Below are 25,707 nucleotides of genomic sequence, written 5' to 3' on the forward strand. Positions count from 1 at the left end.
CGCGAAGGCCGCGAGCGGCACGAAGGCGCCGCGGATCACGTCGCCGGCGTGGTGGCGGAACAGCTCCAGGGCCGGGACCGGGCGCAGCCGGTCGAGGTCCATCATCCGGGCGAACTCGTCGGTGGCGACGAGGCGCAGCCGGGCGAACAGCGCGACCACGTTGATGGTGAAGGCGCAGTAGAACGGGAAGCGCCAGCCCCAGTCGATGAAGTCGGCCGCGTCGAGGTTGACGATGAAGAACGCGAACAGGGCGCTCGCCACCATGAAGCCCAGGGGGGCGCCGAGCTGCGGGATCATCGCGTACCAGCCGCGCCGCTCCCGCGGGGCGTTCATGGCGAGCAGCGAAGCGAGCCCGTCCCAGGCGCCGCCGAGCGCGAGCCCCTGCAGGATCCGCAGGCCGGCCAGGATGTAGACGGCCGAGATGCCGATGCTGTCGTAGCGCGGCAGGAAGCTCACGGCCGCGGTGGACGCCCCGAGGAGGAACAGGGCGGTGGTGAGCTTGACGCTGCGCCCGTGGCGGCGGTCGATCGCCATGAAGATCACCGTGCCGATCGGCCGGGCGATGAAGGCGAGGGCGAAGATCGCGAAGGCGTAGAGCGTCCCTTTGAGCGGGTCGACGAAGGGGAAGAACACCTTCGGGAACACCAGCACGCAGGCGATGCCGAAGACGAAGAAATCGAAGTATTCGGACGCGCGGCCGATCACGACACCGATGGCGATCTCGTTCGGGTGGACCTTGTGGTCCCCCGTCGCCCGCTGGGCGTCGCGCTCCAGGCCGGTGGCCGTCGGGGTGTTGGCACTCATCGCTGGTTGTCGCCCTCGCCGTGCGCCTGCCGAGGCGCCTTGGCCGGAACCGCCTCATGCGGCATGTCCAGAGGTATCGCAACCGGCCCTGGACGCAAGTTCACCCACTGACGCATGCATGGCAACGCGCGGCGCGGACGGCCGCCTCCGCGCCGCTCACACCCGGTAATGCGCCGCGTTCCGTGACAGGTTGATGTTGTAGTAGGGGTCGGCGCGCAGCTCCGGGCCCCAGCGGTGCAGCATGGTCAGCACCTCGGCCTCGAAGCGCTTCTGCTTCTCGGGCGTGTCCTCGGCCCCGCGGCTCTTCGACTCGTGGTGGATCAGCCGGGCGAAGGGCGTCCAGACGATCCGGTAGCCGGCCCGGCGGACCTTCAGGCAGAGATCCACGTCGTTGAAGGCGACCTTCAGGTCGACCGCGTCGAAGCCGCCGACCTCGGCGAAGACGTCCGCCCGCATGGCGAGGCACGCGCCGGTGACCGCCGAGACCTCGTGGGCGATCACCATGCGGCAGAAATAGCCCGGATCCGCGTCCGCGACGCCGAGGTGGCTGTGCCCCGCGACGCCCCCGATCCCCAGCACGATCCCGCCGTGCTGGATGGTCCGGTCCGGGTAGAGCAGCTTCGCCCCGACGGCGCCGATCTCCGGCCGGACCGCGTGGCGGACCATCTCGGTGAGCCATTCGGGCTCCAGCACCTCGATGTCGTTGTTGAGGAACAGCAGAACCGGGCCGGTGGCCGCCGCCGCGCCGCGGTTCGACAGGTCCGAGAAGTTGAAGGCGCCGGGCACCGGCACGACGCGCACCCGCGGATCCTCCCGGTAGCGGGCGAAGAGCGCGGCCGTCTCGGGCTCGCGGCTGTCGTTGTCGACGATGACCACCTCGATGTCGGGATAGGCGGTGGCTCCGAGCAGCCCGTCGAGGGTCACCGACAGGATCTCGGCGCGGTCCCGGGTCGGGATCACGGCCGAGACCCGGGGGGGCGGCTCCGGCAGGGGGCGGATCAGGCGGTTGAATCCGTTGGGCCCGCGCTCGGCCCGGCCGCCGAACGGCGCCGCCACCTCCTCCAGGGCGCGCAGGCGCGCGGCCTCCGCCCGGGCGAGCGACCGGTCCGAGAAGGTGCCGGAGCCCTGCGCGGCGCGCCAGTGGTAGAGCACCCGGGGGATGTGGCGGATGCGGGCCGGCTCGAGCCCGGCGGTCAGGCGCAGCAGCAGATCGTGGTCCTGGCTGCCCTCGAAGCCCGGACGCAGGCCGCCGACGGCGCGCAGGGACTCGGTGCGCACCACCGTGAGATGGTTGATGTAGTTCTGGGCGTAGAGAAGCTCCCGGTCGAAGGCCGCCTTGAAGTGCGGGTCGAACCGGCGCCCGCGCCCGTCGATCTTGTCCTCGTCGCTGTAGATCAGGACGAGGTCCGGGTCGCGGCGGAGCGCCCGGGCGACCTCGTAGAGGGCGTCCTCGGTGAGCGCGTCGTCGTGGTCCATGAAGGCGCAGACCGCGCCCCGGGCCAGCCCCAGCGCGTCGTTGGTCGCCCGGGCGATGTGGCCGTTCTCGGACCGGGTGTGGACGCGGATGCGCGGATCGGCCTCGGCCGCCCGGGCGAGGATCCGCGGGATCGCGGGCCGCGTGGAGGCGTCGTCGACGACGCACAGCTCCCAGTGGGGATAGAGTTGCGCGCGCAGCGACGCGAGGGCAGCTCGGAGCACCTTCGGATCGGGATCGTGCACCGGCATCAGCACGGAGATCAGGGGCGGGTCCGCCCAGACGGCGATCTCGGCGGCGATGCCGTCCCGCTCCCGGCGGCGCAGGGCGTGGGTGCCGATCCAGGCGTCGTAGCCGGTCACGCGCCGATGGCGCAGGGCCCGGCCGAGGAAGCCCCGGGCCCGCACCTTCTTGCCGAGGACGCGCCACCCGAGCGCCTGCGCGGTCAGGCCCGGCTCGCGCAGGAGGCCGCGCACGGCGAGGCCCGGCCGGGCGAGGCGGCGCACCGCGATCCGGCGCAGCCGGGCCGGCACCCGCCCGGAGGGATCGGCGACGCGCAACCCGGCGACGTCCTCGGGCAGGCGACCGATCCACGCGAAGGCGCCCGCGCCCCGCGCCTCCTGGGGCAGCAGCGAACCCGGGCGCCCGTCGGGCCCGACGAGGCTGATGTCCGGGACGGCGTCGCGGCCGTCGGCGGGATCGTTGAACAGGATGATCTCGACCCAGCGGCCCGCGAGCCCGGGGAGTCCGACGCGCAGCCCGTCGGCGCCGGCCCGGACCGGCAGGACGCCCCGGGCGCGCCAGGGTCCGGAGAGCTGCGCCGGGGGCAAGCGGAGGCCGGGCGCCCCCGCGTCGGCCGCCGGCGCATCGGTCGCGCGCACGATCAGCTCCAGCTCTTGTCGACCGAGGCCTTGACGGCATCCGACATGGCGACGTCGAACACGATCATCTCCTCGACCGCCTTGACGCCTCTCAGGCGCTGGGCGAGCGCCTGGGTCTCGGCGGGCACCGGGGGCAGGACCGGGATCGGCGTGGCGATGCCGAGCCGGTCGAACAGCGTCGACGCGAAGGCGGGGAACCGGGCCTTGTGGCCGACGATGCCGACCCGGGCCAAGATCTCGATCGCCGCGATGGAGTTGCCCGGATGCAGCCGGTCGTCGGGCATGCGGGTGCCGAGCTGGCGGGTCAGCGGGTTGTACAGCAGCCGGTAGGCCGGCTCCGGCAGCATGCGGAAGAAGCGCTTGAGGGCCTTGGGGTCGGTGAAGTCGTAGGCCTCCGCGAAGGCGGCGGCCTCGGCGAGCGGGCCCAGGCGCCAGCTGCGGGCGGGATCGGCGGCGTCGCCGGCCCGGGCCTTGAGCCAGCGCATGCGGGTCGCGGTCTCGACGTAGGGGTCCTGCAGCAGGATCGCGGTGACCATCAGGTCCGGCGTCATGTAGTTCTCGTAACGCGGGATGGTCACGGCCCCCGACAGGAACGCCGAGGGGGCGGCCGAGCCGGTCAGCACGCAGGTCATGATCTCGTCCGGCAGCTTGTGGATGCCGAAGTAGCTGTGCTGGAAATGGGGGAACAGCGCCGCCTGGAGCAGGGTCTCGGGCTCGAGGCCGGTGTTGATCAGCATCACCCGCAGGGGGATCTGCCCCGCGGCCGGCATGCGGCGGTAGATCAGGACGTTGGTGTCGGCGTCGTAGAGTTCGAGCCGGGGCAGGTCGGGCAGGCCCGGCACCTCGGCGGCGGTCAGCACGAAGGTGCATTGCCCGGTCGCGTGCCAGCCGTGGCGCCGGAACGTCTCGTCCGTGACGCTGGCCGGGACCTCGGCCACGCGCCGGCCGTCGACCGAGACCGCGACCCGGCTGATGGCGAGGGGATTGTCCGGTACGATCCAGCCGTGGATCGAGTCACCCTGATCGTGGTCGATGAAGTAGCGCATGTCCCGAAGCGTGAGGGGGCGTGTCTCGCGGCGTGGCCGGATGCCGAGCGGCAGGCCCATAGCGCATTTTTCCCCCGGCGTGCACCATCGCGGTCCCGACGCGCCGCGTCGCCCGGCCGGATCCGGCCGGGCGGGCGGGCCGGCGGCGCGCAGGTTCCGCTTGCGCCCCCGCCGGCCAGCCGCTATAGGCCCCGCCCACCGGAGCCCGCACGGCTCCGGCCCGGGCGCGTAGCTCAGCGGGAGAGCACTACCTTGACATGGTAGGGGTCACAGGTTCGATCCCTGTCGCGCCCACCACTCCTTCAATGACTTAGCTGGCATCGAAGAAGTGGTCGCAGGTTCGGCGAACCTGAAGCGGGTTCAGCGGGCCTCGCAAGCCGGTTCGCACGGCCACCGACCCGACCGTCCCCGAATTGCGGAAAACGTCCGACGTCCCGGATGACGCGATCACCGCCGCGGTCGACGCGGTGTCGGCCAACCTCGCGACCGAGGCCTATCCGCAGGTTCGGAGACAGCGTGTCGCGCCAACGGCTTCAGCGGCCCGGCTCAGGCGGCGCGTCAGATCAGGCCGCCACCCGGTCCACCCGTGAGCGACCGGCCGGCCCGGGAGACGAGCTTCGCGAAGGCCAGGGCGGCGGCCGACGCCTGTGTCTCGGATGGGAAGGTCCGGTCCGATTCGAGGACCGTCATCTCGGTCGCGTCGAGAAGGACCCAGGTCCAGAGGTGACGGCTGGTGGAGCGGATCTCGAAGTGCATGGCGGGCTCGCGGAGCGGGACATGCCCGCACGATGCCTCGCGAAAAGCCTCGACGTGTTAATGGCTTGGCCGGCGCAACAACCTGTGACGGCGAACATCGGCCTTGTCCCCGACATTCCCGCTGATCACACAGCAAATCGTCAGTGCGCCGCGGCGAACGCCCAGATCGGGATGCCCGCCGTCTGGCCCTGGAGCGGGCGTGGCCACACCGGCCGGCTTAGGACCGGGCTCGTTGAGAGGATCGGCCAGGACTGAAGGCGTCGGACATGCGGCGCGGTCGGAAGACGAGCGCGGCGCAGGCGGTGCTGAAGCTGCAATGAGCTTGATCGCATCACGGGCTGAGCCCAGCCCCGGTCCTTCGCACGGGTCGCACAGGGTAGGGGCGATCGACCTGCGACCGGGCCTCGACCCGGTGCGACATCGGTCTCACGCCCAGCAGCGCGTGCAGCTTCGCCGTCACGCCGGCCATGACCACAAACCCGATCGCCAGGGCGAAGATCTTCAGGGTGTGCCCGATGGCGTCATCGTACTGCCGCCCGGCGTGGACGATCAGCAAGCCGACCGCGATGAACGCGGCAGCCGAGATCAGCGGGATCGTCAGGTCGGGCATCGCCGTCAACGGCCCGAGCCGCCGGCTGGTTCTCATCCTGCGAACGATGACCGGTCAATCCGCGCGACTGGGCGCGGCGTCGACCGAGGAGCCGACGATCCGTGCGCTCAGGGCGCTTCGAATACGACGCCGAACCGCGCGCCGGTGCGCCTGACCACCGTGCAGCGACGCAGCGTTTGGTCGATGGCAGTCAAAAGCGTGAAGGCCGCAGGCACCGCGTCCTCTTCACCTGTCTCGAGCAACGCGCCGGTGTCCGACATATTCCACACGAGGCACCGCAACCGCCGGCCGGTATCGTCTTCCAGGATGTGCCCGGCGCTGAAGCAGTCCGTTCTGCCCGAGAGGCGCTTCTCGCCAGCCATGTTTGCCCTCCGAATGACGAGAAGCATTCAAGCGGGCCAGCCTCTTACGATGGTGTTACTGGCGAGCGCCACGTCAGGCTCGACATACCGACGTGCTTACTCCTGCATGAAGGCGAACAACTTCAGCGGCGTTCGTGGAGCACGCCCATGCCGGCGCACCAGGAGGTCCCTCCGGGCGAGCGGCGAAGGGGCGGGGCATGACGTGCTCTCACCCAAGGCTCAGCGCCAGCACAAGCTGCTGTCCGGCGAACGCCAGACCGGTCAGGAGCCCGCCGACCAAGACCGCGTCGACGATGCCGCGCTCCGGCTCGGGCCGGCTCCGAGCGACAGCGCGACTTGGTGCGCTGGGCTGGCGAAGCCACACCACGTTGTCCGACCGCCTCATGACCGCCTCCGGCATCGTTGCTGAAGGGTAACTGGGCCCGGATGGCGATGCTTGGCATGCGCCAGCGCACATCCGTGTCTGCCGCGGGAGGGCGGAGGCATGAACGCGCCTCGCATCGCGACTCGGCGCGTCGAAGACGTGCAGCGCGTCACCGGCGCCTCGGCATCAGCCCGATTGGCTGTTTCGTTCCCGGTCGCCGTTGAAGGCACCCGACCGGCCGCCGGCAACCCGCGTGGTGCTTGGGCGCGCCTGTCGACCGGTTTCCGGCTCGGCCCTGCCCAGCGCGGCAGAGCCCGCCGAGACGACGGGCCGGCCGTAACCGGGGCTCCTGCCCGAAACAGCCTCCTCCAGGCGTTCCGCGTCCTCGATCGACATCGAAGAGAACGGAGCTCCGACAAGCGGCTCCTCAGGTTCGGCGCGGGCGCGCGCCAGCCAGGCGGCGGGATCGTTCCTGAACGCATCAACGAAGGACATCGGCCGCTCCCCGGGATGGCGGAGATCCAACGCTGGCCTCGGGCACAGGTTCAGCCGCGCGGCCCTCTCTTCGGAGCCCCGGACCCCGCAGCACGCCGATTGCCGGAACGCGCTTATGCGGGCGATCGCGCGCAAGCTCCGCGCGGAGGCCGATGCCGAGGGCGCGAGGGGGGATCTGTTCGGCGTTGGGAGGAGGTACGGTCGTGACGTCCGAAGGCCTACATCCCCTTCATCGAGTCGATCAGACCCGGCTCTTCGTTCTCGGGGACCTGATCGGCAGACCGATCGTCGTGCGAAGCCTGTCGATCAGGCAAACGCTCCTGCGGGCAGCCGTCTTCCGCCAGCCGCTTACGCCTGACGCGCTCGAGCACCGCAGCCTCCTCGGGGGTCAACGTGGCACCACCGCTGTGATCGCGCGCCATGAGAACCTCCCGCTGCTTTCTGGCCGTCGCGGCACGGATGCCGTTCGGGTCTTCCATGTCGAAGTCGCCGACGGAGCCGTGCGTTCCCGAGGGCTGCCCGCCCCGGCCTCCGAGCCCGAGATCCCGGGGCGGAGGCGCGCATGAATGATCGCAACGCTCAGACGACGACCTGCGCGCCGATCTTGCCGCCCTCTCGCCACATCACGTCGCCGTGTTGGTGGAGAAGCCGTCCCGCTGAGACCAACCGAAAGTTTTCCGGCGCCGTCGCATCTTCCTCGATCTCGATCATCGCGCCGGATCTGCTGAGGTCCCGAACGAGGCCGTCGCGACCTTCCTGCGAGGTCCGCCGGCCCGCCGCCGCGTGAGCCGAAGCTGCCGACGGGGGCGCCAGCGGACGCGGCGCGGCCGAGCCCGCGCGAAGGTCCGCTATGCGACGCAGGGCGCGGGAGCCCGGTCCCCAACCCGCGACCGTGTCGAGGCCGCATGCCGCCCGTCGGGCATCACCCCGACTGTCCCGCACCCCTCGCGCGGTCTCCGCCGAGATCTGCCCGGGGCCGGTCCGACGTCGTCCGCCTGCCGTCGCATTTGCCCGGGAGGCTGTCGCCGGCGCCGCCGATCCCGTCTCCGGAGCGGCGGGGTCAGGCGAGCGTCATGCGGACGTCCGGTCGCGGCCTCGCGCCTCCCCGGTCTCCCGGGGATGGCCGACGCGGCTGGCCAGCACGCGGGCGACCCGATGGCCGGCCATCTCGGTGACCTGGATGTGCCAGCCCTGCACCTCGAAGCCGTCGCCCACCGTGGGGATTCGCCCGAGCCGATGGATGACGAACCCGGCCATCGTGGTGAACTCGTCGCCGTCCGGCCCGTGCTCGATCCCCAGGCGATCCAGCGCCTCGACCGCCGGCATCATGCCGTCGAGCGACAGGGCGCCGTCCGGGCGCTCGATCACCGCCGGATCGTCGCCCGCCTCCGGGATCTGCCCCGCGATGGCCTCCAGCAGGTCCATCGGCGTGACGATGCCTTCCAGGCTCCCGTACTCGTCGACGACCACCGCCAGCCGCACGGACTCGCGCTGGAAGATCTCCAGCAGGCCGAGGATCGAGAGCCCCTCGTGCACGACGGTGGGCGGCTGCAGGGCGGCCGCCACGTCGATGCCGCCGCCGTCGAGGATCTGGTTGAGCAGGTCCTGCTTGGTCACGACGCCGACCACCTCGTCGATCATGCCCCGGCTCACCACCATCCGGGCGTGGTCGCACGCGCGGATGGCCGCGTGAACGGTGCCCGCCTCGCCGTCGAGGTCGATCCACTCGACGCTGCGGCGCGGGGTCATGATGTCCCGCGCCCGGCGCTCGCCGATCGCGAAGATCCGCTCGACGGCCTCCTGTTGGGCCTCCTTGATCAGGCCGGCCTCCTGGCTCGCCTGCACCAGCAGCTTCAGCTCGGCCGTCGAGTGCTGCGCGCCCTCGCCGTGGCCGGGCTGCAGGCCGAGCAGGCGCAGCACGCGGTTGCCGAGGCCGTTCAGGAGGTTCGTGGCCGGCCGGAACACGAACAGGAACAGGCCTAAGGGCCGCACCACCGCCAGGGCGGTGCGCTCGCTGCGCTGGAGCGCGAGGCTCTTGGGCGCCAGCTCGCCCAGGACGATGTGCAGGGTCGTGATGACGGTGAAGGCCGCCGCGACGGCGATGCTGTGCGCCGCCGCCGTCTCGAACGGTGCCGGCAGCCACGCCACGGCCGGTTCGATCAGGTGGGCGAGGGCCGGCTCGCCGATCCAGCCGAGCGCCAGCGACGCGAGGGTGATGCCGAGCTGGGTGGCGGCGAGGTAGGAATCGAGCTGGTCCGTCGCGCGCTGCAGCGCGGTGGCGTTCATGCGTCCGTCGGCGACCAGCTCGGCCACGCGGCTGCGGCGCACCGAGACCAGCGCGAATTCCGCCGCCACGAAGAAGCCGTTGGCGAGGACCAGGGCGAGGACGGCGGTCAGTCCGACGGCGGTCGACCACGCTTCGTCGGACATGGGGGTGCTGCTCCGGGACAGGGTCGGGTGCGTCGGCGGTCCGGCGCACGGGTCTCCCGGATAAACGTGCGGGCGGGCGGCTCCAACGTCGTCCTGTTCGTCAGGGCGACCGGGGCGACTTGACGGTTCCGGATGACGGGCCGCGCGACGGGGCCGCGGGCGGCGCGCGCCGCTCGGGAGGGGGCCTTCGCCCGCGCCGGTGGCGCGGGCCGATCCGGCCGATCGGCCGGCCGCGATCAGGGGCGGCGGCCGGCCCGCATCGGAGGGCGGCGCGGAGCTCCGCGAGACCCGGTTCGCCGGGGGTCGTCCCCCCGCGGCGATCGTGCGGCGGGCACCGAGACCGGGCCTTCGTCCGGGCGGCGGGGCGCGGTCCGGGGCCCGGCATGGGGCGGCCCGGAACGGCCCGGGCCAAGCATTGCCGGCCCGGGCCCGCCGGTCAGGCCGCCATGGGCGCGTAGCGCCGGTGGCCCTTCACGTCGAAGCGGTCGAGCATCATGACCTTGTCCCAGACCCTGACGAAGTCCGCCACGAACCGCCGGTGGCCGTCGCTGCCCGCGTAGGCGTCGGCGATCGACCGCAGCTGCGCGTTCGCCCCGAAGACGAGGTCGTCGCGCGTGGCCTCGAAGCGGGTTTGCCCGCTCGCGCGGTCCTTGAGCACGAAGGTCATCGCCTCCGCGTCCGCCTTCTCCCAGACGAGGTCGGTGTCGGTCAGCGCGCGGAAGAAGTCCGTCGTCAGCACGCCGACGCGGTCGGTGAACACGCCGCGCTTCGACCCGTCGTGGTTGGCGTTCAGCACGCGCAGGCCCCCGGTCAGGACGACCCATTCCGGGGCGGTCAGCGTCATCAGGTTGGCCTTGTCGAGGAACAGCTCCTCCGGCGAGACGCTGCGGGTCATCCGCCCGAACCCGTCGTCGACGTAGTTGCGGAAGCCGTCCACGACCGGCTTCAGCCACGTGAACATCTCGATGTCGGTCAGGTCCTGCGTGGTGTCGACCCGGCCCGGCGTGAACGGCACCGCGACGGCGACACCGGCATCCCGGGCCGCCGTCTCCACGGCGACGCAGCCGCCGAGCACGATGAGGTCGGCGAGGGAGACCCGCATTCCGTCGCCGCGCCCGTCGTTGAACGTCGCCATCACGCCGCGCAGGGCCTCGACCACCGGCGCGGCGCGGCGGTTGACGGTCCAGTCCTTCTGGGGGGCGAGGGCGAGGCGGCCACCGTTGGCGCCGCCGCGCTTGTCGCTGTCGCGATAGGTCGAGGCCGCCGAGAAGGCCGTGAAGGCCAGGTCGGAGACCGACAGGCCCGTCGCGGCGATCGCCTGCTTGAGCGCGGCGATCTCGGCGTCACCGACCGGCGCGTAGGCCGCGTCGGGGAGCGGGTCCTGCCACAGCAGCCCGTCCTCGATCGTCACCTCCGGGCCGAGATAGCGGTGCTTCGGCCCCATGTCGCGGTGCGTGAGCTTGTACCACGCCTTGGAGAAGGCCTGGGTGAAGGCGTCGAAGTCGCCGAGGAACTTCTCGCAGACCTTGCGGTAGGCCGGATCGACCTTCAGGGCGATGTCGGAGGTCATCATCATGAGGGGATGCGTCTGGCCCTCGACATGGGCGTCGGGGGTCCGGGGCGCGTTCGGGTCCTTCGGCGTCCACTGAAGCGCGCCCGCCGGGCTCCTGGTCTGCTCCCAGTCGAACCGGAAGAGGTTCTCCAGGTAGGCGTTGTCCCACTTCGTCGGGTCGGGGGTCCAGCTGCCCTCGATGCCGTTGGTCATCGTGTCCTTGCCGGCGCCGGTCCCCTTCGGGTTGTGCCAGCCCAGCCCCATCGCCTCCATGGGCGCCATCTCGGGCGGCGGCCCGATCTCCTTGGCCGGGGTCATGCCGTGGCTCTTACCGAAGGCGTGGCCGCCCGCGATCAGCGCCACCGTCTCCTCGTCGTTCATCGCCATGCGGGTGAAGGTGATCCGGATGTCCCGGGCCGACGCCAGGGGGTCGCCGCTGGCGTAGGGCCCCTCCGGGTTGACGTAGATGAGCGACTGATGGGAGGCCGCAAGCGGGTTCTCCAGGTCGTAATCGGCGTCGCCGTTCCGGCCCCGCCAGCGCTTGTCGCGGTTGACCATGTCGTCGAAGCTCGACACCGTCCCCATGTCGACGAACTCGGGCCCCCAGTAGGTGGCATCGTCCGCCTCCCAGGCGTCGAGCCGCCCGCCGGCGAAGCCGTAGGTCGGCAGGCCCATGATCTCCAGGGCGCAATTGCCCGTCAGGACCATGAGGTCGGCCCAGGACAGGGCGTTGCCGTATTTGTGCTTGATCGGTTGCAGGAGGCGACGCGACTTGTCGGTGTTGCCGTTGTCCCACCAGCTCGAGATCGGCGCGAAGCGCTGCATGCCGGTGCCGGCGCCGCCGCGCCCGTCCGCGATTCGGTAGGTGCCGGCCGAGTGCCAGGCCATGCGGATCATCTGCGGGCCGTAATTGCCGTAGTCGGACGGCCACCACGCGACCGACGAGGTCAGGAACTGCTTGATGTCGCGCTTGAGCGCGTCGAGATCGATCCTGTTGAACTCGGCGGCGTAGTCGAAATCGGGACCCAGGGGATCGGCCGCCAGCCCGTTCTGGTGCAGCAGTTCGACCCTCAGGCGGTGGGGATACCAGTTCTCCAGCGTCGGCCGGTCTCCGAGGGCGCCGCCGATCCGATCGCCGCCGAACGGGCATTGGCCCGCCATCTTGAACGTGGTCGTGTCGGTCTTGTCGATCATCATCTCGTTCATCGAAGTCCCCTCCTGGACGTGAAGCCGATGTCACGCGGAGGATGGCGCCGCCAACCTCTTCGCCTGCACCGGTCGCCGACGACGGCGGACCGGTGCAGGCGGTCTCTCACCTTGGGGAGCACTTCCCGTCGGGCTCGAAGCCATCGGCGACATTAGGCGCCGGACATCGGAATCAAGAGCCTGCCGATTGCCGCAGGCGTGGCCGTAAGCGGCGCGGCGCGCCGGCGGGCCGGCGCGTCGGGTCGTGAGGGCGGCGGCGGCAGGCCCCGGGATCGACAGGAGAAAGGCCGCCACCGGGTGCGCGTCCCGCGACCTCAGCGTTCGGCCGAGCCCGTGCGGGATATCGCGTGACTGTGATCGCCCGCGGGACAGCTCCGGTCGGGCCGTACCGCGCCGGGCGAAGGCCCGCCGCGTCCCCGAAATCCCGATCTGGGACGGCCGAGGCCCTTGCCCGCTTGGCCTGCCGCTTGCTCTTTTTAACCGCCGGATGCTGTCGTTCGATCCGTCCGACGCGACGTTTCAGGGGGCGGTCATCGGCGTGGATCGCGCGTGTCCGCGCGGAACGGCCGCGAGCACGATGACCTTCGACCGCCGACTGATCCTGCAGGGTTTGGCCGCGACGACCGCCGCGACGGCGGCGGGTCTGTCGGCCGGCCTGTCGGACACGCCCGAGGACCGTCGCATCCACGGCGATGTTTCGTGGCAGGCGGCCGATTTCGTCGGCCGCATCGGGGTCAACGTGCATCTGGCCCAGAAGGGTACGGTGTACGACACGTATTTCGAGAGCTCCATCCTCCGGGCCATCGAGGATCTCTCGGTCAAGCAGATACGGCAGGGTGTCTATACGCCGACGCCCGGCGTCACCGATGTCCTGTACGCGCGCATGCGCGATCTGGCGCGGCTGGGTTGCCGGTTCTCGGCGGTCTGCAACGATCCGAGCGATCGGTATGTCACGACGCCGCCCTCGGCGCTTCCGCGGATCTACGAGCTGTGCGGGGGCGCGATCGACATCGTCGAAGGGGGAAACGAGCCCGCGCTCCTCGCGGACCCGGCACGCAACCCGACCCTGTCGTGGCTCCATCAGCGCGCGCTTCACGAGACGGTCCGTCGCGACCTGTCGGGAACGGGGATCGCGGTGGCCTCACCGAGCTACGTGCAGGGCAACATCGCCCTGGCGAGGCCGCTGGCGGGGTTCGTGGAGCGGTCCAATCTCCACCCCTATCCCGGCATGGAACATCCCGAGACCGCGGGGCCCGGGCGCCTGGGCGGCTTCCGCGAGGCGATGAGACCGGTCTGCGGCCCGGTCGAGAGCATCGTCACGGAAACCGGCTACCACACGGCGCTCGCGACCGAGTCGGCCCACCTCCCGGTCTCCGAAGCGATCCGGGCGCGCTACACGCCGCGGCTGCTGCTGTTCGCCTACCTGGCGGGCATGCGGCGGACCTATCTCTACGAACTCCGCTCCAGCTTCGGCCGCGCCGCCGCCGATCCCGAATCCGCGTTCGGGCTGCTGACCCATGAGGGCGAGCCGACGGCGACGTACCGGGCCGTCGGGCGCCTCATCGCCCTCTTCGCCGACCCGCGCGGACCGGCCGGGACCCCGGCGCGGGAGCGGGCCGACCCGCGGCGGATCGCGACGGTCGGAGACCATCGGGACGTTCACGGCGCCTGTTTCCGGCGCGGGGACGGAGCGGTCCTGCTGCCGCTGTGGCTCGGCCTTTCCGGCTGGGACTGGCGGACGAAGACCGCGGTGACGCCCGTCGCCCGCCGCCTCCGGCTGGAGGACGCGGACCGGAGGAACGCGGTCACCGCGCATCGCTTCGATGACGCGGGCGGCGTCCGGGCCGAGGCGGTGGCGCTCCACGAAGGGATCGGCACGATCGAGATCTCCGATCGCCTGACCGTGCTGGAATTCGCCGCCTGAGGCGCGCCGCGGCGGCGCCATCAACAGGACGACACCGACGTAAACCTTAACGATCTCTATCGATTGCTGATGTCCGGCGCGATTACTATTCTCGCACGACTTCGCCGGCCTTCCAGGCGGTGACGCCCTGCGGCTTCAACCGATGAGTCCGTCCGCTATGCCACCGCTCGGGTTGATCGCCGACCGCGTCCAGAGCTTCGTCCCGGTGATCGGCCGCCGGTCCGCGCGCGCGGGGGCGCCCAGCCTGGCCGAACGCCTGGCGGCCCATCAGGGCATCGGGCCGGGATTCCACTTCCTGCGCCATGCCCTCTCGGCCGTCATTCTCGCCCACCATTGCCGCGTGGCGGTCCTCGGTGCGGCCGGACCGGCCGCGGAAGCCCTCGGCGGCGCGGGCGCGACCGCGTCGGTGACGGGCCACGGCCCGTTCATGGGCGGGTTCCTCCAGCCGGCGCTGTTCGCCCTGGTCGGCATGTTCTTCGCGCTCAGCGGCTTCCTCATCGCCGGAAGCGCGCTGCGGACCGGCAAGGTCGGCCCGTTCCTGGCGAACCGGTGCCTGCGCATCGTTCCCGCCCTGACCGTCGAGGTGACGCTCTGCGCGCTCGTGCTCGGGCCGATCTTCACCACGCTGCCGCTCGGACAGTACCTCTCCGATCCGATGCTGGCCCGATATTTCGGCAACATCGTCGGGCACGTGGCGTTCGAGCTCCCGGGCGTGTTTCAGACCAATCCCTGGCCGTCCCTCGTCAACGCCAACCTGTGGACGCTGCCGCCCGAGTTCTGGTGCTACCTGATCATGCTCGGACTGATGGTGAGCGGCGTTCTCGCGGCTCCGGTCCGTTTCACCCTGGCGGTGGCGGCCCTCTCGGCGATCGCGCTCGGCCTCGGCCTGTACGACCCGACGCACTACACGGTGCGGCACGACAATACCCACTTCACCACGTGGTACATCGTGCTGATGTTCTTCTTCGGCGCGGCGATGTTCCTGAACGCGAAGCGCGTGATCCTGAGCTTCCCGCTCTTCCTGGCCTGCGGAGCCTTGTATTACGTCCTGATGCTGGGCGACGTCCTCGGGGTCGTGAGCGGGATGCTGCTGACCTACTGCATGGTCTATCTCGGCATGCAGAGCTTCGCCTGGTTCGACCGGTTGGTGAAGAAGGACCTCTCCTACGGGATCTACCTGTACGGCTTCCCGATCACGCAGGCCACCGTCGCGCTGCTGCTCCCGTCCCTGACCGACGTCCCGAGGGGGCTGTGCTTCGCGGTGATCTTCCCCCTGGTGCTGGTCCTGACCGCTTCCTTCGCGTCGATCTCGTGGGACTACATCGAGAAGCCGGCCCTCAAGCTCCGGCGCTTCCTGGTGCGCGGGCCCCGGCCCGCCTCCGCGGTCGCCTGAGCGGCCGGCCCGCACCCGGGCGGATCGCGGTCGAACCCGGCCGGGCGGCGAACGCCGTCAGGCGGCTTCCTTCCGGGTGACCGCCAGGGCCCAGATGGTCGCCGGGATCCACCCGATCAGCGTCAGGTGGAGGAGGATGCAGAGGATGCCCTGGATCACCTTCCCGCGCAGGAACATGGCAAGCCATGGGGCGAGGAAGCAGATGATGATCATGATCATGTGTCGAGCGGCTCCTTTGACGCCGACATAGGATCCGAAGGCACCGCGGCCAGGGCACGCGCCCCCGAAAGGGAAGCCGGTCCGGCGGCGCGGGACCCCACGGAGGCAGGCTTACGGGGCACACCCGAGTTGCCGCTCGGCCTCGCGGATCTGCGCCAACCGCTCGCGCTGGCTGGTCGAGAGCGGGACGTCGGCCTCCTGATCGAACTGGCACCCGTCGTTGCCGAAGGCCCGGACGGCACGCGGCGAGCGGAAGCAGTAGCCGGACACCTTGTAGATCGCGTTGCGCGCGTACCAGAGATCGTCGCAGGACGCGGCCGCCGGGGGATGGCTCGGCGCGAGGCCGGGAGCCGTGGCGGCCGTCCGGCAGCAGCCGACATACCGCGCGCTCACCCATCCGGTCTGACCGGACAGCAGCCGGATGTTCACCCAGCCGCCCCGCCGCCCGAGTTCGGTGAACAGGGTGTCGGGGCCGAGCCGCGCGAGGCGCACCCCCTCGGTGCCGCTCGGGAGGCTGCGCAGGGCCAGGAAGTTGTCGCCGTCGGGATCGAGGCCGACCGGATAGCTGAACGTCTCCTGCTGAATCTGGGCCGAGACCGGCCCGCAGCAGACCAGGGCAAGCGCCACGAGGGCGCCCATCCGGCCGCGCGCAATGCACTTCATCATCGATCGTCCTTCCCCCCAGAGCGCGCGCGTCAGGGCGCGACCGCGTCGCTGCCGAAGCCCCGGGCGTCGAAGATCCTCCGGACGGTCCCGGTCCGCTTGGCCGCCTCCAGCCACGCCGTCACGTAGGCGAGGGCGGCCGGACGATGCTTCGGTATGGCGACGGCGACCTGCGTCTGCTGGAAGCCGCCGCTGACGATCCGCGAGCCCGGGACCTGCGGGACGACCGGTCGCAGCGTATCGCGTGAGAGGGCGAAGGCCTCCGCCTCCCCGGCGCGCATCCGATCGACCGCCTCGGCCACTGAGGGGACGGCCACGGGCTGCGTCCGCTTCAACGTCCGGGCGGCGGCGCGCAGGGTCGTGGTGCCGTCGATCGCCAGGACCCGGATGCCCGGCCGATCCACCTGCGCGACGTCCGTGATGCCCGAGGCGCCGCTGGCGAGGTAGGTGCTCTCCAGATCGTAGTACCCCGGCCCGAAATCCAGCACCTGGCGCCGGGTCGCGTCGACCGGCATGAAGCTCACGTCGATGGTCCCGGCTTGGAGCGCGGCGGCCGCGGCGCCCGAATTTGGGAACAGGGTGACGGCGATCGGCAGTCCCAGTCCGTGTGCGAGGTCGGCACTCAGGTCGGCCGTGACGCCTTCGGGCGCCCCGACCTCCGAACGGCCGACGAAGATGAGCCCCGCGGACGGCGCCTCGATCAGGCCGACCCGAAGCGTGCCGGTCGGCGCCAACGCGGTCTTTGCCGCGGCCTCCTGCGCGGGGCTCGAGAGCGTCATGCTGGCGAGAAGGGCGGCCGCGGCCGGAAGGATGCGGCTGGGCGATTCGATCCCTCCGCTTCCGCAGTGCATCCGGAGCAATCTCCGGATTGCATCGCACCGGCCGCTGAGTCGTCGATGGAGATTGGCGCACCAGTCAAAACAAAAATGCGAACACCTATGTGATTGAGATTGCGAGATCATTTCAAAAGCTATGCCGCCGTCCGACGCCTCTCAGCCGATAAGCTACCTCACCGAGCCGCAACCCGTCACTCGAAAACGGATCTTCGGCTTGGCGCCCTTTCCAGTCGTTCAGCCGATCCTATTGCCAACCCGGAAGCAGACATGCAGCACGAACGCCCTACAGCTGTGGCACAGGCCTCTGATAACGAGGGCGTCCATATGCTAACCCATCGACCGACATCTCTGACGTGCTGACATTAATGATGCGCTTGATCCACCGCGAAGCGATCACTTCCAAATCGGGCGCAGATCAAAGGTCCAGGGTTTTGCGAGCGAAGCTCTCGATATAATTGACGAGCTTGTCCGACGCGTCACCGGCTGCCTCGACATCGCGCCGAGCGACCGCCTCGCAAACATCGGCGTGGAGATTGGCGGTCAGTGGCAGATCGGCCGCCTGCTTGTAATGCTGGTACCAGAATCGTCGCGACAGGGCCGCCATGCTTTCCAAGGAGCGCACGGCGAACTCGTTGCGCGACGCCGTTGCGATCAGCTCGTTGAAGTGACGGTCTAGGCGCATGAACGCCAGGTCATCCGACGCCGTGGCCGCATCGCGCATGTCCTGCGCGAGACTGGCAAAGACGTCCCGCTCCTCCTTGGTGGACCGCTCCGCGGCGAGGCGGGCGATCAAACGCTCCAGCACGCGGCGGGTCTCCAGCAGGCGTAACTGGGTGCGTATGTTGATGTCGGAGACCAGGATGCCGCGCCTGGGCATGACCACGACGAGGCCGTCGCGGGCGAGACGCTGCAGGGCTTCCCGGACGGGAGTGCGGCCGATCCCGAGGCGCTGAACCAAATTCTGCTCGCCGAGCACCATGCCGGGCGGGAGGACAAGCGTCGTGATCAACTCCTCCAGTTCTTGGTAGGCTTTGTCTGTGAGCGTGAGATCGGGCAGGTCTTCCTGGTCGGCGGTCGCGTCGAGCGTCCCCTTCACGGCCTTCCTCGCCCTCTTCTCACCACGTGGTGCCGCACGGACCGACGTCGTCTTTCCGGTCACGAAGTTCATGGCCGCCGCCCCCTTATCCTGGCCGTTCCGCGCACCGCGGCATCGGCGATCTGCATGGTGCGGCACCCATTCCGGCGCAAGAGCATACGTCTGATATATCTTGCGCCGATGAGAAGTATCCTGCATGAACATTCCGCACATATCAAAAAGGTGGGGAGGCAGGAGATGGTAGGGCAAATCGCGATACCTGCCGGCGGCGTGCTGCCGGAGCAGGCTACGACTGAGACACCCGCCCGCGTCGCGGCGGGCTCGAACGCGGTGATCGCGGCGCGGCTCGAGCGCCTGCCGATGACCCAGTTCCAGCGCACGATCTTCCTCATCATCGCGACGGCCTGGTTCTTCGACTCGATCGACCTCGGCTCGCTCACCTTCCTGCTGGGCTCGATCAAGACGGAGTTCGGCCTCTCGACGGCCCAGGCCGGGCTCCTGTCCAGCATGAGCTTCATCGGCATGTTCGCCGGCGCGGCGCTCTCCGGGATGCTCGCCGACCGCTTCGGCCGGAAGCTCGTCTTCCAGATCAGCATGGTGTTCTGGGGCCTGGGCAGCGCGTGGTGCGCCTACGCGCCGGATGCGACCATGCTCGGCTACGCCCGCCTGCTCCTCGGGTTCGGCATGGGCATGGAGTTCCCGGTGGCCCTCGCCATCGTCTCGGAGTTCCTGCCGACAGATAAGCGCGGCCGCTACCTCGCGGTCATGGAGGGCTTCTGGCCGCTGGGCTTCATCGCGGCGGGCTGCCTCAGCTATGTCCTGCTGAGCTACTTCGATTGGCGCGCGGTCTTCCTGGCGCAGGCCGTGCCGGCCCTGTTCCTGTTCGTGATCCGCTTCCTGGTGCCGGAGTCACCCCGATGGCTGGCCGACCGCGGGCGGCATGATGAGGCTGACCGCGTGATGTCGTCCATCGAGTCGAAGGTGGCCGCGCGCCTGGATGGTCGGCCGCTGTCCGAGCCGAAGGTTCTGCCCGAGCAGGCTCAAGGCGAGCGTCGCTTCTCGTTCCTCGAACTCTGGAGCCCGGGCTACGCCAGCCGCACGGTCATGATCTGGCTGACCTGGTTCTTCGCGCTGTTGGGCTTCTACGGACTCACCACGTGGCTCGGCGCCCTGCTGCAGGATGCGGGCTACAGCGTCGCCAAGTCTGTGACCTACACGATCCTGATCTCGCTCGCGGGGGTCCCGGGCTTCATCGCCTCGGCCATCCTCGTCGAGCGCTGGGGCCGCAAGCCGACCGCCGTCCTGATGCTGCTGGGCAGCGCTGTGGCAGCCTACCTGTACGGGCATTCCCCGAGCTTCGGTTGGCTGATCGCCTTCGGGCTGATGATGCAGTTCTTCCTGTTCGGCATGTGGTCTGTGCTCTACGCCTACACCCCCGAGCTCTACCCCACCCGTGCACGCGCGACCGGGGCCGGCTGCGCTTCGGCCGTCGGCCGCGTCGGCTCGCTGATCGGCCCCTCCGCCATCGGGCTCATCCTGCCGACGCTCGGTCATGGCGGCGTGTTCGCCTTAGGCGCCGGGTCATTCGTCATCGCCGCGGCGAGCGTCGGCATCCTCGGCATCGAGACCCGGGGCAGGTCCCTGGAGGCGATCTCGCACTGACCGCAGGGGAGGGGAACGCGAGGTGGCTCGCATCCCCGACCTGCAGAAGGCAGCCCTCGACTGTTGACATCTGATATATCAATGATATTCTTATAGAAGCGTGAGGACGCGAGACCATGTCCCAAGTGGCACGCGGCGGGAGTGAAGCCGTCTCGCGCCGTCCGTCGAGGATCTGATGGTCACGCGGCAAGCCAGTCCGCGAGAGCCGCTCGTTCCGCGGAGATCACGTGGTCACGCGGTGCAGTGTCTGCCGCCGCCCGACCGCCTCATCGAGCGCGCATGGGTTCGCCGACGATGACCGACTGAACAGCTTCGCCGAAGCGATCGATACGGCCGCCCAAACAGCATTCGGATAGGGGAGAGATGCAATGGAACTCGCGGTCACCAAGATGAGCGAGCGGCAGCGAAACTACCGGGCCAATTACCGGCAGCGTGTCGCAGGCTGGTACAACGGCTTCCTGCACATCGCGATCATCTACACCATCGGCCTGACGGCGCTGTACATCTACATGTCCAACATCAAGGCCCCGACCTGGGCAGAGCTCGCCACGGTGCCGGTCGTGTTCCTATTCTGCAACTTCTTCGAGTGGTGGCTGCATCGCTACGTGATGCATCGCCCCCAGAGCAATCCGATCGGCCGCGCCGTCTACAACCGGCACACCCTCCAGCACCACCAGTTCTTCACCGATCACGAGATGCGTTTCGCCGACCATCGTGATTATCGGGTGACATTCTTTCCGCCCTACGCGCTGGCGACGTTCACGCTGATGTCGATCCCGGGCGCCATCGTGCTCGGCAACGTGTTCACAGCCAACGTCGGCTGGCTGTTCATCACCACGACGACCAGCATCTACATGATCTACGAGTTCATGCACTTCTGCTGCCACGTCGAGGACAACTGGTTCGTCCGCAACATGCCGTTCATCAACACGAACCGCCGGCACCACACGGCCCATCACGACCAGTCGATCATGATGGAGCGGAATATGAATCTCACCTTCCCGATCATGGATTGGCTGTTCGGCACCTCGGACCTCAACCGCGGCCTCATCGGCACGCTCTTCAACGGCTACGACTCACGCCACGTGAGGACCGACATGCGCAAGACGGCCCGCACGCCCGGAGCCGCCGAGCCCGGCGCGATGCAGCCGGCCGAGTAAGCCCCCGCCACACGCGACGTGCGGCACCCACAGGGTACCGCCCCGACACCTGGGAGGTCTTCCATGAGCATGATCGAACCGAACGCCGCCGCACTCGCGTGGTTCGCCCTCTTCGCCGGCGTCGCCAGCGTCGGCTTCTACGTCCTCGCGGGCATGTTCCCGCTCGAGACCCGCCCCGACCTGAGGAGTCGGCCGCTCGGCCTGCTGCTGCTGGCGGCCAACGTCCTAATGCTGCTGACGCTGGTCGGTGGCGGCATGGCCTACGGCGCCGCCAACCTGCGGTGGACGAGCCTCGTCATTGTGGGCGGGCTCGCCGTCCTGTTCGCCCCGGGTCTGTTCAACGTCTGGCCCCAGCGCTGGCGTGACGGCTTGGCCGGGCTCGCCATCGTGCTGGCCGGGCTCGGCGGCGCGCTCGGCCTGCTCCAGCAGGTCAGCTCCCTCTTCACCCTGTAAGAACAACCACTGCTCCGGGAGGAACGCGATGCCGTTTCCCATCAAGTTCGGCTTGTCCGTCGCCGTGGCGTTGGCCGCGCTCGCAGGGTGGTTCTACATGGGCTACCTCGGTCAGACCGGCCCGCGCTGGGCCGTGGCGTTCCTCGGCCCGTTCATGGTCGTCAGCCTCTGGATCTTCCCCGAGGTGATGCGCAACCGCTCCGACGGCCGCACGCCGCGCCATCAGATGAGGGAGGCGCGCTCGTGAACAAGGTCTACGTGGGGGACCGCACCATCGACGGGATCGTCGTCACGGTCGACGGCAAGCCGCTCGGGGAAAAGACCGACACGAAGTGCTACTCGCGCAACGGCTTCGAGTGGAGCTACGAGGGGCCGGAGCCGTCGCAACTCGCGTATGCGCTGCTCGTCGACCACCTCGGCGACACGGCCCAGGCGGAACGCCTCCAGCCGCAGTTCATGCGCAGCGTCGTGGCCAATTTCCAGAACGAGTGGGAGATGACGACGGCCGACATCGACCGCGTCCTGCAGCGCCTCCGTTAGGCGGGCATGACGGGGAGCTCAGGCCGAGCGGCGCACGGCCGGGTCCCGCCCCGCAGCGATGCGCGCGGATCGCGTCGGATCGGTCCGCCCGAGAATTTCTGTGGCTCCTGCAGCGCGTAGAAGATCTCCTGGCCCAGGCACTCGTCGCGCAGCTTGCCGTTGACGCTCGCACAGCACCCGTTCTCCCACGGCGAGCCCGGTGCGATGGACTGGCTCTGCGGGCCCGTCTCGGCGACCCATGCGCGCAACGCCTTCGCGATCATCTCGCTGCGCCGTCCTTCGGTTCAGGGCCATCGTCGCAGCGGATGTGCTCCGGGATGCCGTGCAGGCACATGGCGTCGGCCAGGGCCTCGATCACGCCGAGGCTGTCGACGCGCCGCGCCACCTTCGGTGCTCGTCTTCTGACCTCGCCGCAGGTCCGACCCCTTCAGTCCTGGCCGATCCTCCCAATCCGCCCGAACCAATGCCAGCCGGTCAGGTCATTCAGGTTTGCCGCGCTCGGTCTGATCCGATGGCCCCCGAATCCCGATTGCGAGATCGTGCTTGCGCACGCCTCAGCCCTCCATGACGACGGGACCGTCGGGCACCAGCGCGCCCCGGCGTCGCCAGCGCAGGTAGAGCTGCCCGAGGATCAGGATGGCGCAGACGGTGAGGAAGGCGGCGCTGATCGGGCGCTCCACGAACACCGTCAGGTCGCCCTGCGACAGCAGCATGGCGCGCCGGAAGTTCTCCTCGAACCGCGGCCCGAGCACGAAGCCGAGGAGGATCGGGGCCGGGTGGAAGCCGAGGATCAGGAGGAGATACCCGAAGATCCCGATCACCAGCGTCTCGCCGACCTGGAACAGGCTGCTGCTGGTCGAGTAGACGCCGATGCACACGAAGAACAGCGCGCTGGGGTAGAGGTAGCGGTAGGGGATCGTCAGCAGCTTCACCCAGATGCCGATCAGGGGGACGTTCAGCCCCATCAGCAAGATGTTCCCGACCCAGAAGCTCGCGATCAGGCCCCAGAAGATGTCCGGGTGCTGCGAGATCAGGAGCGGCCCCGGCGTGATCCCCTGGATGGTCAGGGCGGCGAGCAGCAACGCCATCACCGCGTCCCCGGGGATGCCGAGGCTCATGGTCGGGATGAAGTCGCCCTGGACCGAGGAGTGCGTCGCGGTCTCGGGGGCGGCCACGCCCTCGATCGCGCCCCGCCCGAAGCGCTCAGGGGTGCGCGAGATCTTCTTCTCGGCCGCGTAGGCGACGAAGGAGGCGATGGTCGGGCCCGTGCCGGGGATGAGCGAACACAGGCTGCCGATCAGCGTGCCGCGCAGGATCGGCAGGGCGGAGCGCTTGAGGTCCGCCCCGCTCGGCCGCATGTCGCGCAGGCGCACGCTCGCGCCGCCGCGCAGCGGCTCGACCTTGTTCACGCTCTTGAGGAACTCGGCGACGCCGAACAGCCCGAGGGCGAGGGCGACGATCTCGACCCCGTCGGCGAGCTCGGGCAGGCCGAAGGTGAAGCGCTCGTAGCCCGACGTGACGTCGGTGCCGAAGATCCCGAGCAGGAGCCCGAGCGTCGTCATGGCGATGCCCTTCAGCGCCGAGCCGCGGGCCAGCGTCGAGCCGGCGAGCAGCCCGAGCAGCATCAGCGAGCACACGTCGGCGGGCCCGAACTTCAGCGCCGCCCGCACCAGGAGCGGCGCGAAGAAGATCATCATCACGATGCCGAACGAGGCACCGAAGAAGCCGCCCAGCATCGTGATGCCGAGCGCCGTGCCGCCCTTGCCCTGCTTGGTCAGGGGGTACCCGTCGAGGCAGGTCACTGCGTGCGGCGGATGGCACGGCAGGTTGAGCAGGATCGAGCAGATCGCGCCCCCGTACTGGGCCCCGTAGAAGATGCCCGACAGCATCAGGATCGCGGCCACCGGCGGCATCGCGAAGGTGAGCGGCAGCAGGATCGAGATCGCCGCCATCACGCCCATTCCGGGCAGCACACCGACGATGTTGCCGAGCAGGACGCCGACGAAGCACGCCAGGAAGTTGGCCGGCTGGAGGGCGACCCCGAAGCCGTGGGCGAGATCGGTGAGCGCCGTGCCGATCATGACTGTCCCCAGGCGAGCGGCGGCAGCTGGATGTGCAGGCCGTAGTAGAACAGGGCGCAGCCGAACGCCGCGATCAGGGTCGCGAGGAGGCAGGCGCCGCGCACCGTCGTCGTGCGGTCGCCCATCGCCGCGATGAAGACGCAGGCGAACGTCGCCGGGAACAGGCCGGCGGTCCGGGCGAGCAGGAGGAAGGCGAGCATGCCGCCGACGATGCAGGCCCAGCCCCGCCATTCGGGTCGGCTGAGGTCGACGCGGTCGTGGTCGTGCGCGTCGGCGGTCGTCGCCTCCGACAGCCCGATCCCGAGGCCGCAGGCCACGAGGATGACGCCCATGGCCAGCGGGAAGGCACCCGGCCCGATCGCCGCCAGCGTGCCGAGGCCGTACGTCGCCGATTCCACGATGGCGCCGAGGCCGATCAGCGCGGTCAGGACGCCGGCGTAGCGCTCCCTGTGCCGCTGGATCGAGTGAAGCACGCGTCCCTCCGGTCGTCCTGATTTTTCTGTTCTTGCTCGTGCGACGGCCCCGGGGCGTTGCGGGGCCGCGCGATAGGGTGGGGCCTCAGACGTAGCAGGGGCCATCGATCAGCGGGTTGGCGGCGAGGAAGCGCTCGTCGACCTCGACGCCGAGGCCTGGGCCGTCCGGCGGGCACACTCTGCCCTCGGCGTCGAGCCGGTAGGGCAGACCCACCACGTCGTCGCGGAAGGGGTTGTGCCGGGCCACGTCCCCCTCGAAGTAGCCGGGGTTGTCGACGGCCGCGAGGAGGTGGAGCGTCGCCACCATGTTGATGCCGGTGGCCGAGGTGTGCGGATTGACCGAGATCTTCCACGCGGAAGCCAGCGCGGCGATCCGCATCGTCTCGGTGATGCCGCCGGTCTTCGACAGATCGGGCTGGACGAAGCCGAGATAGCCCGCCTGCAGCGCCTGTACGAACTCGTAGCGGGTGAAGTGGTTCTCGCCGGCGGCGAGCGGCACGGTGCCCAGCCGCGCCGCCTCGCCGTAGCTGTAGGCGTCGTGGGGTGGGAACGGCTCCTCCAGCCACGCGACCCCCGCCGCCTCGAAGGCCGGCATCACCCGACGGACGTCGTCGACCGTGTAACCGGTGTTGGCGTCGACCAGGATCTCGACGTCGGCGCCCAAAGCCGCGCGCACCGCCTCGACCCGGGCGATGTCGCGCCGGGGGCTGTCGCCGACGCGCAGCTTCACCGCCCGGTAGCCGGCGGAGACGTGGGCGCGCGCCTCATCGGCCAGGGAGGCCGGCTCCTGCCAGCCGAGGGAGATGCCGCCGGCATAGGCCGGAACCGCGCGGGGGCCACCCCCGAGCAGCCGGTAGATCGGCCATCCAGCCGCCTTGCCGCGGATGTCCCACAGGGCGATGTCGAGGCCCGACAGCGCCATCGCGGCGGCCGCGCCCATGCCGTGGCTGGCGAGCTGCATCCGGTAGACCCGGGCCCAGACGCCGTTGACGTCGAGGGGATCCATGCCGAGGACGAGTTCGGACAGCGTCGTGTCGATGAGCTTGGCGATGGCGCCCGGGCAGCGGCCGTGATGGGCCTCGCCCCAGCCGACGAGGCCTTCGTCGGTCTCGACCTTCACGAGAACGGCGTCGCGCTTGACCGCGCGGCCGATGCCGAGGCGGACGTTCTGGCCCTCGGGGACCCGGAAGGAGATCGGGACGGACTGGATGCGGGTGATGCGCATGG

25 protein-coding genes, 1 tRNA gene and 1 pseudogene are annotated in these 25,707 nt (G+C 69.8%); 8 read left to right on the top strand and 19 right to left on the bottom strand.

What is annotated here, in order from left to right:
- The 3 genes from MKL01_RS20305 to MKL01_RS20315 form a co-directional block, all read right to left on the bottom strand.
- A partial coding sequence (locus MKL01_RS20305) for an MFS transporter (RefSeq protein WP_243907005.1) occupies positions 1-804 on the bottom strand: 804 nt, incomplete at its 3' end.
- Positions 805-960: 156 nt separating this feature from the next.
- Entirely contained in the window at positions 961-3,159 is a 2,199-nt protein-coding gene (locus tag MKL01_RS20310) for a glycosyltransferase family 2 protein (protein WP_409566293.1), read from the bottom strand.
- A 2-nt stretch (positions 3,160-3,161) separates the two neighbouring features.
- Positions 3,162-4,205, bottom strand: coding sequence for a hypothetical protein (locus MKL01_RS20315; protein ID WP_313901479.1), 1,044 nt, complete (start codon positions 4,203-4,205; stop codon positions 3,162-3,164).
- 222 nt (positions 4,206-4,427) lie between these two features.
- Here MKL01_RS20315 and MKL01_RS20320 point away from each other — a divergent pair.
- Positions 4,428-4,502 (top strand) — tRNA-Val (locus MKL01_RS20320).
- 261 nt (positions 4,503-4,763) lie between these two features.
- Here the strand turns inward: MKL01_RS20320 and MKL01_RS20325 are convergent.
- The 8 genes from MKL01_RS20325 to katG form a co-directional block, all read right to left on the bottom strand.
- Positions 4,764-4,961 carry a hypothetical protein gene (locus tag MKL01_RS20325; RefSeq protein ID WP_243907007.1) on the bottom strand — a complete coding sequence of 66 codons (198 nt, stop codon included), beginning with the start codon at positions 4,959-4,961 and terminating at the stop codon, positions 4,764-4,766.
- Between the two features lie 331 nt (positions 4,962-5,292).
- Positions 5,293-5,607: a hypothetical protein gene (locus MKL01_RS20330; RefSeq protein ID WP_243907008.1), complete on the bottom strand. Its 315-nt coding sequence runs from the start codon at positions 5,605-5,607 to the stop codon at positions 5,293-5,295.
- A 71-nt stretch (positions 5,608-5,678) separates the two neighbouring features.
- Positions 5,679-5,933: a pilus assembly protein PilZ gene (locus MKL01_RS20335; protein ID WP_243907009.1), complete on the bottom strand. Its 255-nt coding sequence runs from the start codon at positions 5,931-5,933 to the stop codon at positions 5,679-5,681.
- 550 nt (positions 5,934-6,483) lie between these two features.
- Entirely contained in the window at positions 6,484-6,792 is a 309-nt protein-coding gene (locus tag MKL01_RS20340) for a hypothetical protein (RefSeq protein ID WP_243907010.1), read from the bottom strand.
- A gap of 218 nt (positions 6,793-7,010) precedes the next feature.
- Positions 7,011-7,271 carry a hypothetical protein gene (locus MKL01_RS20345; RefSeq protein ID WP_243907011.1) on the bottom strand — a complete coding sequence of 87 codons (261 nt, stop codon included), beginning with the start codon at positions 7,269-7,271 and terminating at the stop codon, positions 7,011-7,013.
- Positions 7,272-7,371: 100 nt separating this feature from the next.
- Positions 7,372-7,503, bottom strand: coding sequence for a hypothetical protein (locus MKL01_RS35790; RefSeq protein WP_279604758.1), 132 nt, complete (start codon positions 7,501-7,503; stop codon positions 7,372-7,374).
- 360 nt (positions 7,504-7,863) lie between these two features.
- Complete coding sequence (locus tag MKL01_RS20350; RefSeq protein WP_243907012.1) at positions 7,864-9,222, bottom strand: hemolysin family protein; 1,359 nt, start codon at positions 9,220-9,222, stop codon at positions 7,864-7,866.
- 436 nt (positions 9,223-9,658) lie between these two features.
- Complete coding sequence (gene katG / locus MKL01_RS20355) at positions 9,659-11,980, bottom strand: catalase/peroxidase HPI (protein WP_243907013.1); 2,322 nt, start codon at positions 11,978-11,980, stop codon at positions 9,659-9,661.
- Positions 11,981-12,557: 577 nt separating this feature from the next.
- Here katG and MKL01_RS20360 point away from each other — a divergent pair.
- Together MKL01_RS20360 and MKL01_RS20365 are read left to right on the top strand one after the other, a co-directional pair.
- The gene (locus tag MKL01_RS20360) at positions 12,558-13,904 is read left to right on the top strand and encodes a hypothetical protein (protein ID WP_243907014.1); all 1,347 of its coding nucleotides are present in this window, start codon (positions 12,558-12,560) and stop codon (positions 13,902-13,904) included.
- A gap of 142 nt (positions 13,905-14,046) precedes the next feature.
- Positions 14,047-15,297 (top strand): acyltransferase family protein, encoded by a 1,251-nt coding sequence (locus MKL01_RS20365; RefSeq protein ID WP_243907015.1) that lies wholly within the window; start codon positions 14,047-14,049, stop codon positions 15,295-15,297.
- A 57-nt stretch (positions 15,298-15,354) separates the two neighbouring features.
- On the opposite strand, the gene MKL01_RS20370 is transcribed toward MKL01_RS20365, so the two are convergent.
- From MKL01_RS20370 to MKL01_RS20385, 4 genes are all read right to left on the bottom strand, one after another.
- On the bottom strand, positions 15,355-15,516 hold the full coding sequence (locus tag MKL01_RS20370; protein WP_243907016.1) for a YqaE/Pmp3 family membrane protein: 162 nt from the start codon (positions 15,514-15,516) through the stop codon (positions 15,355-15,357).
- A gap of 111 nt (positions 15,517-15,627) precedes the next feature.
- Entirely contained in the window at positions 15,628-16,182 is a 555-nt protein-coding gene (locus MKL01_RS20375; protein ID WP_243907017.1) for a YARHG domain-containing protein, read from the bottom strand.
- A 29-nt stretch (positions 16,183-16,211) separates the two neighbouring features.
- Complete coding sequence (locus MKL01_RS20380) at positions 16,212-17,030, bottom strand: transporter substrate-binding domain-containing protein (protein ID WP_243907018.1); 819 nt, start codon at positions 17,028-17,030, stop codon at positions 16,212-16,214.
- Positions 17,031-17,430: 400 nt separating this feature from the next.
- Positions 17,431-18,183 carry a GntR family transcriptional regulator gene (locus tag MKL01_RS20385; RefSeq protein WP_243907019.1) on the bottom strand — a complete coding sequence of 251 codons (753 nt, stop codon included), beginning with the start codon at positions 18,181-18,183 and terminating at the stop codon, positions 17,431-17,433.
- A 165-nt stretch (positions 18,184-18,348) separates the two neighbouring features.
- Between MKL01_RS20385 and MKL01_RS20390 the strand changes: the two genes are divergently transcribed.
- From MKL01_RS20390 to MKL01_RS20410, 5 genes are all read left to right on the top strand, one after another.
- Positions 18,349-19,773 carry an MFS transporter gene (locus MKL01_RS20390; RefSeq protein ID WP_243907020.1) on the top strand — a complete coding sequence of 475 codons (1,425 nt, stop codon included), beginning with the start codon at positions 18,349-18,351 and terminating at the stop codon, positions 19,771-19,773.
- Between the two features lie 368 nt (positions 19,774-20,141).
- Entirely contained in the window at positions 20,142-20,933 is a 792-nt protein-coding gene (locus MKL01_RS20395) for a sterol desaturase family protein (protein ID WP_243907021.1), read from the top strand.
- A gap of 63 nt (positions 20,934-20,996) precedes the next feature.
- A complete protein-coding gene (locus MKL01_RS20400) occupies positions 20,997-21,386 on the top strand; it encodes a hypothetical protein (protein WP_243907022.1) in 390 nt (129 codons plus the stop codon).
- A gap of 28 nt (positions 21,387-21,414) precedes the next feature.
- Entirely contained in the window at positions 21,415-21,633 is a 219-nt protein-coding gene (locus MKL01_RS20405) for a hypothetical protein (RefSeq protein WP_243907023.1), read from the top strand.
- Entirely contained in the window at positions 21,630-21,926 is a 297-nt protein-coding gene (locus MKL01_RS20410) for a DUF6166 domain-containing protein (protein WP_243907024.1), read from the top strand. The genes MKL01_RS20405 and MKL01_RS20410 overlap by 4 nt, the downstream gene beginning before the upstream one ends.
- A 98-nt stretch (positions 21,927-22,024) precedes the next feature.
- On the opposite strand, the pseudogene MKL01_RS20415 reads toward MKL01_RS20410, so the two are convergent.
- The 4 genes and pseudogenes from MKL01_RS20415 to MKL01_RS20430 form a co-directional block, all read right to left on the bottom strand.
- A pseudogene (locus MKL01_RS20415) lies at positions 22,025-22,320 on the bottom strand (integrase core domain-containing protein); the annotation flags it as partial.
- Positions 22,321-22,480: 160 nt separating this feature from the next.
- Positions 22,481-24,007, bottom strand: coding sequence for a tripartite tricarboxylate transporter permease (locus MKL01_RS20420; protein WP_243907025.1), 1,527 nt, complete (start codon positions 24,005-24,007; stop codon positions 22,481-22,483).
- Positions 24,004-24,480, bottom strand: coding sequence for a tripartite tricarboxylate transporter TctB family protein (locus tag MKL01_RS20425; RefSeq protein WP_243907026.1), 477 nt, complete (start codon positions 24,478-24,480; stop codon positions 24,004-24,006). The genes MKL01_RS20420 and MKL01_RS20425 overlap by 4 nt, the downstream gene beginning before the upstream one ends.
- Positions 24,481-24,565: 85 nt before the next feature.
- Positions 24,566-25,705 (bottom strand): mandelate racemase/muconate lactonizing enzyme family protein, encoded by a 1,140-nt coding sequence (locus tag MKL01_RS20430; RefSeq protein WP_243907027.1) that lies wholly within the window; start codon positions 25,703-25,705, stop codon positions 24,566-24,568.
- Between the last annotated feature and the right edge of the window lie 2 nt (positions 25,706-25,707).

It is taken from the genome of Methylobacterium sp. J-070, assembly GCF_022829385.1.
Lineage (GTDB): Bacteria > Pseudomonadota > Alphaproteobacteria > Rhizobiales > Beijerinckiaceae > Methylobacterium.

Coding starts and splice junctions, on each gene's coding strand:
- MKL01_RS20365 (WP_243907015.1), top strand. CDS start 14,047: ATGAGTCCGTCCGCTATGCCACCGCTCGGGTTGATCGCCGACCGCGTC.
- MKL01_RS20390 (WP_243907020.1), top strand. CDS start 18,349: ATGGTAGGGCAAATCGCGATACCTGCCGGCGGCGTGCTGCCGGAGCAG.
- MKL01_RS20330 (WP_243907008.1), bottom strand. CDS start 5,607: ATGAGAACCAGCCGGCGGCTCGGGCCGTTGACGGCGATGCCCGACCTG.
- MKL01_RS20345 (WP_243907011.1), bottom strand. CDS start 7,271: ATGGAAGACCCGAACGGCATCCGTGCCGCGACGGCCAGAAAGCAGCGG.
- MKL01_RS20375 (WP_243907017.1), bottom strand. CDS start 16,182: ATGATGAAGTGCATTGCGCGCGGCCGGATGGGCGCCCTCGTGGCGCTT.
- MKL01_RS20340 (WP_243907010.1), bottom strand. CDS start 6,792: ATGTCCTTCGTTGATGCGTTCAGGAACGATCCCGCCGCCTGGCTGGCG.
- MKL01_RS20420 (WP_243907025.1), bottom strand. CDS start 24,007: ATGATCGGCACGGCGCTCACCGATCTCGCCCACGGCTTCGGGGTCGCC.
- MKL01_RS20395 (WP_243907021.1), top strand. CDS start 20,142: ATGGAACTCGCGGTCACCAAGATGAGCGAGCGGCAGCGAAACTACCGG.
- MKL01_RS20325 (WP_243907007.1), bottom strand. CDS start 4,961: ATGCACTTCGAGATCCGCTCCACCAGCCGTCACCTCTGGACCTGGGTC.
- MKL01_RS20430 (WP_243907027.1), bottom strand. CDS start 25,705: ATGCGCATCACCCGCATCCAGTCCGTCCCGATCTCCTTCCGGGTCCCC.
- MKL01_RS20360 (WP_243907014.1), top strand. CDS start 12,558: ATGACCTTCGACCGCCGACTGATCCTGCAGGGTTTGGCCGCGACGACC.
- MKL01_RS20335 (WP_243907009.1), bottom strand. CDS start 5,933: ATGGCTGGCGAGAAGCGCCTCTCGGGCAGAACGGACTGCTTCAGCGCC.
- MKL01_RS20370 (WP_243907016.1), bottom strand. CDS start 15,516: ATGATCATGATCATCATCTGCTTCCTCGCCCCATGGCTTGCCATGTTC.
- MKL01_RS20315 (WP_313901479.1), bottom strand. CDS start 4,205: ATGCGCTACTTCATCGACCACGATCAGGGTGACTCGATCCACGGCTGG.
- MKL01_RS35790 (WP_279604758.1), bottom strand. CDS start 7,503: ATGATCGAGATCGAGGAAGATGCGACGGCGCCGGAAAACTTTCGGTTG.
- MKL01_RS20405 (WP_243907023.1), top strand. CDS start 21,415: ATGCCGTTTCCCATCAAGTTCGGCTTGTCCGTCGCCGTGGCGTTGGCC.
- MKL01_RS20400 (WP_243907022.1), top strand. CDS start 20,997: ATGAGCATGATCGAACCGAACGCCGCCGCACTCGCGTGGTTCGCCCTC.
- MKL01_RS20385 (WP_243907019.1), bottom strand. CDS start 18,183: ATGAACTTCGTGACCGGAAAGACGACGTCGGTCCGTGCGGCACCACGT.
- MKL01_RS20380 (WP_243907018.1), bottom strand. CDS start 17,030: ATGCACTGCGGAAGCGGAGGGATCGAATCGCCCAGCCGCATCCTTCCG.
- katG (WP_243907013.1), bottom strand. CDS start 11,980: ATGAACGAGATGATGATCGACAAGACCGACACGACCACGTTCAAGATG.
- MKL01_RS20350 (WP_243907012.1), bottom strand. CDS start 9,222: ATGTCCGACGAAGCGTGGTCGACCGCCGTCGGACTGACCGCCGTCCTC.